Source organism: Streptomyces flavofungini (genome assembly GCF_041028215.1).
Lineage (GTDB): Bacteria > Actinomycetota > Actinomycetes > Streptomycetales > Streptomycetaceae > Streptomyces > Streptomyces flavofungini_B.
The window spans coordinates 1-4,287 of sequence record NZ_JASKYR010000674.1; the positions used below are offsets into that span (position 1 = coordinate 1).

The following is a 4,287-nucleotide window of genomic DNA, read 5'->3' on the forward strand; positions in this document are numbered from 1 at the left end:
GACTACAGCCGCTGGCTCCACGCCCGCACCGGCTTCCGCGGCGACCGCGTGTGTCTGCGCGCCCTCGGCGCCCCCCGGGGGGGGGGGGGGGGGGGGGGGGGGGGGGGGGGGGGGGGGGGGGGGGGGGGGGGGGGGGGGGGGGGGGGGGGTCGGCGCCCCCCGCACCCCAATACCCCCACGCGCTCCGCCAGGCCGCTCTCGACAGCGTGACAACGCCCATGTGAGGTTTCGTCCTCCCTCGCAAGTAAACCCACCGGCGTCTTGCCCGGTGGGTTTACTTGCGTCCAGGCGCCCCTAACTGGGACGAATCCGCAGCCTGCGGGCAATCTCGATGTCCAAGTCGAGGGTGCTCAGCCGGACCGGCTCTCGCTGATCGTCGATGACGACGGCGTGCAGGACCGTGCCGACCAGAGCCTGCTGGTCGCCCGACGGCCACGCCGGGCTCTTGGTGTTGTCGATGAATCCACGGAGGCCGTGTCCCGACTCCACCTCCAGCCCCCAGGGTTGCGCGGCGACCACCGTCACGTCGACTTCATGGTGCAGAAGGAAATCCATCGTCGTCACCTCTTCTTGCCCTTCAGCCACTCACGCTTGACAGTGAGGTCATTGAATTCCTTCAGCCGGTCGACCGGGATGACGAACTCGATGCGAGGGCTGCCGTTCGGTCCCTGCCAGTCGTACCGCTCAGCGAACTCGGCGAACTTGACCATGAACTCCGGAGACATTTCGTACCGGATCATACCGTCAGCGAAGGGACCGCTTCCGCTGCCCACGTACTCCTTGGCAACGCTGTACTCCCCGACGTAGATCGCGCCATCACCTCCGGTGTGCGCCGCCCGGTTCGGTCCGTTGGCCAACTCGTAGTTCTTATCGGCCATCTTCGGAGTCCGGTAGATGGAGATGGTGACTGCTGGACAGTCGTCATCGCCCTTGCCCTTGTCCCCGGCCATACGCATCGAGCTCTTCCGGGAGAAGCCGCTCTTCCGGTCCTTGGCCTTCTTCGCCAAGCACTTCGGGATGGTCCTCCTGATCTGCTCGACGAGCTTCTCGCCCTTGTCAACGAGCTTCCTCGCCTTGGTCGACTTGCTGAGGAAGTCGTTGATGCCCCAAACGGCCTTGCTGATCTTCGGGAGTTTGGTGACCAGCTTGGCGGCTTTCGCCCAGGGCAGGTTGGTGACGATCGCCCACAGACAGGTCGGGATGTCAGGGTCATCCCAGCACTCCTTGATCTGCTCGGCGGCGAGTTCGACGAAAATGTCGGCGCCGTTCTCCTTCAGGTAGTCGAGCAGGTCCCTCTGGGCGAGCGCCCGAGCCGTCTCGTACACGGCCGGGCTGATGCCAGCGTCTTCGACTGTCCGGGCCGCAGTCCGCCGTAGACCCAGGTTTTCTCCGGTCCGCGGCTGTAATCGAGTTCCGCTTTGATCCGGTATCCGTCCGGTGACCAGGCGGGCGGGCGGGAAGGCGCGGGGGATCACGGGCCCCAATTCGTCGGCACAGTTTACCGTCGCGCCGTCGGCCGGCCGGGTGTAGAGGCCGATGATCCGCGTCCTCTTGGGACGAAGTCCGGATCCTTCGACCGGGTCCAGGACCGGGTGCGGCGCCAGCGCACGCCGTCGGCGAGCAGGATGCGGCGCACCTGGGTTGCTTCGCCGTCGACCCCGCTTCCCGCCCCCACTCGCTGCGAAACTGAAGTGCTGTTGGGTGGGGCATTGGGTGTTCCGCCGTCATGGACGGCCGCGCCGACCGATGCGCCCTCCAAGCCTCCACTCAGCCCCTTCACGCCCCAGCTGCTTCGGTGTCGCCGACGACACCTCGGGTACGTAGCGTAGTGATCAATAGCACTGCGTGACCAACCTGTCGTCGTCCGAAAGGAACACGATGCTCAAGCGTCTCGCCGCCATCGTCGGCGGTCTTGCTCTTACCCACGGCGGTGCCGTGGCCGTCGCACCCGCTGTCAACGCCACGCCCCAGGGCTGCTTCTACCAAGTCCTGGAGCAGCACCCCGAGGTGAATGAGGATGTGGTGGCCCACGCTTGCCTCACCGCAGCCGACGGCAGCCCCGAAAACATCCGGGCCTGCTACCAGGAGCTGCGGCGGGAGTACGTCCCCGCCCAACTAGCTTTGGAAGCCTGCCGACGCTCGTCGCAGGCGTAGCGGCGAGCGGACCGGGGTGCAGGCGGCCTTCCCGTACCCCGGCCGGCCACTCTCGACCGGCGGACGCCCTCGTCTCCGCGCCGAGTGTCGAGACCCTCGGTCCGTCAGCAGCAGCCGGGGGGCAAAGACCGTCACGCGGCCTCAGGCCGGAGACTCGCGTTGCGGCCTGACCTCCATCGGCCGCCCCGGTATGACGGCCCTGCTCCGCATCGTCATCGCCGAGCCGCCCCGCTTCCCCGAACTGGGGCAGATGCAGTTCCAGCTCGGCAAGCTGCCCTACTTCACCTCGGTCAAGCACTACCTGGAATCGGAGCACGAGGCCGGCAACGCCGACGTCCCGGACGCCGAGAGCGCCGCCAACCAGTTCCTCGGGATGATCGCCAACTACGTCCTGTGGCCCCGCATGCTGCTGACCGACCGGGACCCCGCAACCTCTGACATCCGCTACGCCGTCGAGCAGGCAGTGGAGACCACGCTCGCCCGGTACGCCTGCTATCGACCAGCCTGATCCAAGGGCGGCCTGTGCGCCCACTGAGCCGGGCCCGTGCATTCCGGGGGTTCACATCGGCTCGAATCCACGGGGATCCGATGGTGCGCGCTGACAGTCTTCGACGCCAGGCAGGCGCCTAATGAGAAGCGTAGAGGCGGTCCGCGTCTCCGGTCGCGGGGCCGATGACTAATAGACACCTGAGCCTTCGTGAGACGGTTCCGGTCCTGTGCCCGTCAGTTGTCACCGAGGCAGTCGGGGCTACGCTTCGTTGCCGTCCGGTTCGCTGTCCGTGGCCTGAGCCACCTGCCTGGATCGTCGCGTGGCGGTGCGCGAATCCCGCCGGGTGGCAACAAGCGTTCGAAGTCGGCGGTGCGTCTCTGGTCTTCGCTTGCAAGGTCTCCGGGCACCCCTTTGCGGTCGACTGAAGCCTCGCCGTTGGGCTGCATTTCGCCGCCGAACAAGGGGCGCACGTGTAGTTACGTAGACCAGCCACCCGTCATCTGCATCTGTCTACGTATGGACTACTGATGCGAATTCGTAGGCTCGTTGCATATATTCATCGAGCGCTCTGTCGCAGCAGGAGGGCTCCTGCCTGACAGCCGTCGAATTTTGTACACAGCCGGGCGGGAATACCCGATCTTCCGCCGGAGAGGCTTGATCAGAGCGCCTCATCAATACCCAGACGGTAAGTCGGTCAGGAAAACTCACATGGGTCGTACGCTGAGCACGTTCGCTCGCATAAGCACCGTGGCCGGACGCCTGCGGCCGCTTCCTCGACGAGTACGCCGCCCGCGCCCCGGCCCCCTCACCGCGCCCGCGCCCCTTCACGCGCTCGTACGCGGCTGGGGCAGCCCGAGCCGGGGAGGCTGGGACTTTCGTACGGCTCTGAACTGCGGAAACGCCGCTTCTTGGGTCGGCTTGATGGGATGGGGAGAGCGTGGGTGCGGCTGATCTCGCGGAGGCGTTGCGGGAGCTGAAGGAACGGTCGGGCCTCAGCTACGGAGCCCTGGCCAAGCAACTGCACATGTCGACGTCGACGCTGCACCGGTATGTGCAGGGGGCGGCCGTGCCGACGGAGTTCGCTCCGCTGGAGCGGTTCGCCCGGGTGTGCGGGGCGTCGCGGGAGGACGCAGTCGAGATTCACCGGAGGTGGGTCCGGGCCGATGCCTCGCGTGGTGACCGCAAGGAGGGTGAGCCGTCAGCGGCGGTGTCAGCACGTGTTCCCTCTCCGGCGGCCGATGACCAGTCTCCTGCGGCGGCGGAATGTATGAACTCTCCTGCCGCGGAGCCCGCCACCGGTGACGACTTCGGCGACGAGGTGCCCGGCGTCGCCATCGGCCCGAGGTCCACGGGGGTGGCGCGGCGCGGAGGGAGGCGGCCGCCGAGGGCGCGCGTGCTCGTCGCCGCCGGTGTCGTCGTCGCGCTCGCAGCCACGGCCGTCGTCGTACAGGCAGCATCCGGTGGCGGCGAACGCGGCCACGCGGCCGTCGAGCCCTCCGGCCCCCAAGCCGTGAGCGAGGGACACGGACGGGTCCCCGGCGGTTCCGCATCGTCCTCCGTGCAGTCCGGGAAGGGAGTGAAGCCCGACGAGGGCGAGGACAGCACGCAGAAGGCGAAGGGGAAGGAGGAAGGCAAGGGGAAGG

The 4,287-nt window shown here is 67.5% G+C and carries 4 protein-coding genes and 1 pseudogene; 3 read left to right on the plus strand and 2 right to left on the minus strand.

The window, feature by feature from the left end; genetic code table 11:
- Positions 1-294: 294 nt before the first annotated feature.
- Together AB8Z36_RS32275 and AB8Z36_RS32280 are read right to left on the minus strand one after the other, a co-directional pair.
- Entirely contained in the window at positions 295-555 is a 261-nt protein-coding gene (locus AB8Z36_RS32275) for a hypothetical protein (RefSeq protein ID WP_369216933.1), read from the minus strand.
- Positions 556-560: 5 nt separating this feature from the next.
- Positions 561-1,325, minus strand: coding sequence for a hypothetical protein (locus AB8Z36_RS32280; RefSeq protein WP_369216934.1), 765 nt, complete (start codon positions 1,323-1,325; stop codon positions 561-563).
- 520 nt (positions 1,326-1,845) lie between these two features.
- Here AB8Z36_RS32280 and AB8Z36_RS32285 point away from each other — a divergent pair.
- The 3 genes and pseudogenes from AB8Z36_RS32285 to AB8Z36_RS32295 all read left to right on the plus strand — a co-directional run.
- Positions 1,846-2,154, plus strand: a complete 309-nt coding sequence (locus tag AB8Z36_RS32285; RefSeq protein WP_369216935.1) for a hypothetical protein — start codon at positions 1,846-1,848, stop codon at positions 2,152-2,154.
- Positions 2,155-2,290: 136 nt separating this feature from the next.
- Positions 2,291-2,662, plus strand: a pseudogene (locus AB8Z36_RS32290) (TetR/AcrR family transcriptional regulator C-terminal domain-containing protein); the annotation flags it as partial.
- 919 nt (positions 2,663-3,581) lie between these two features.
- The coding region (locus AB8Z36_RS32295; protein ID WP_369216936.1) for a helix-turn-helix domain-containing protein at positions 3,582-4,287 on the plus strand (706 nt) is incomplete at its 3' end.

Coding starts and splice junctions, on each gene's coding strand:
- AB8Z36_RS32275 (WP_369216933.1), bottom strand. CDS start 555: ATGGATTTCCTTCTGCACCATGAAGTCGACGTGACGGTGGTCGCCGCG.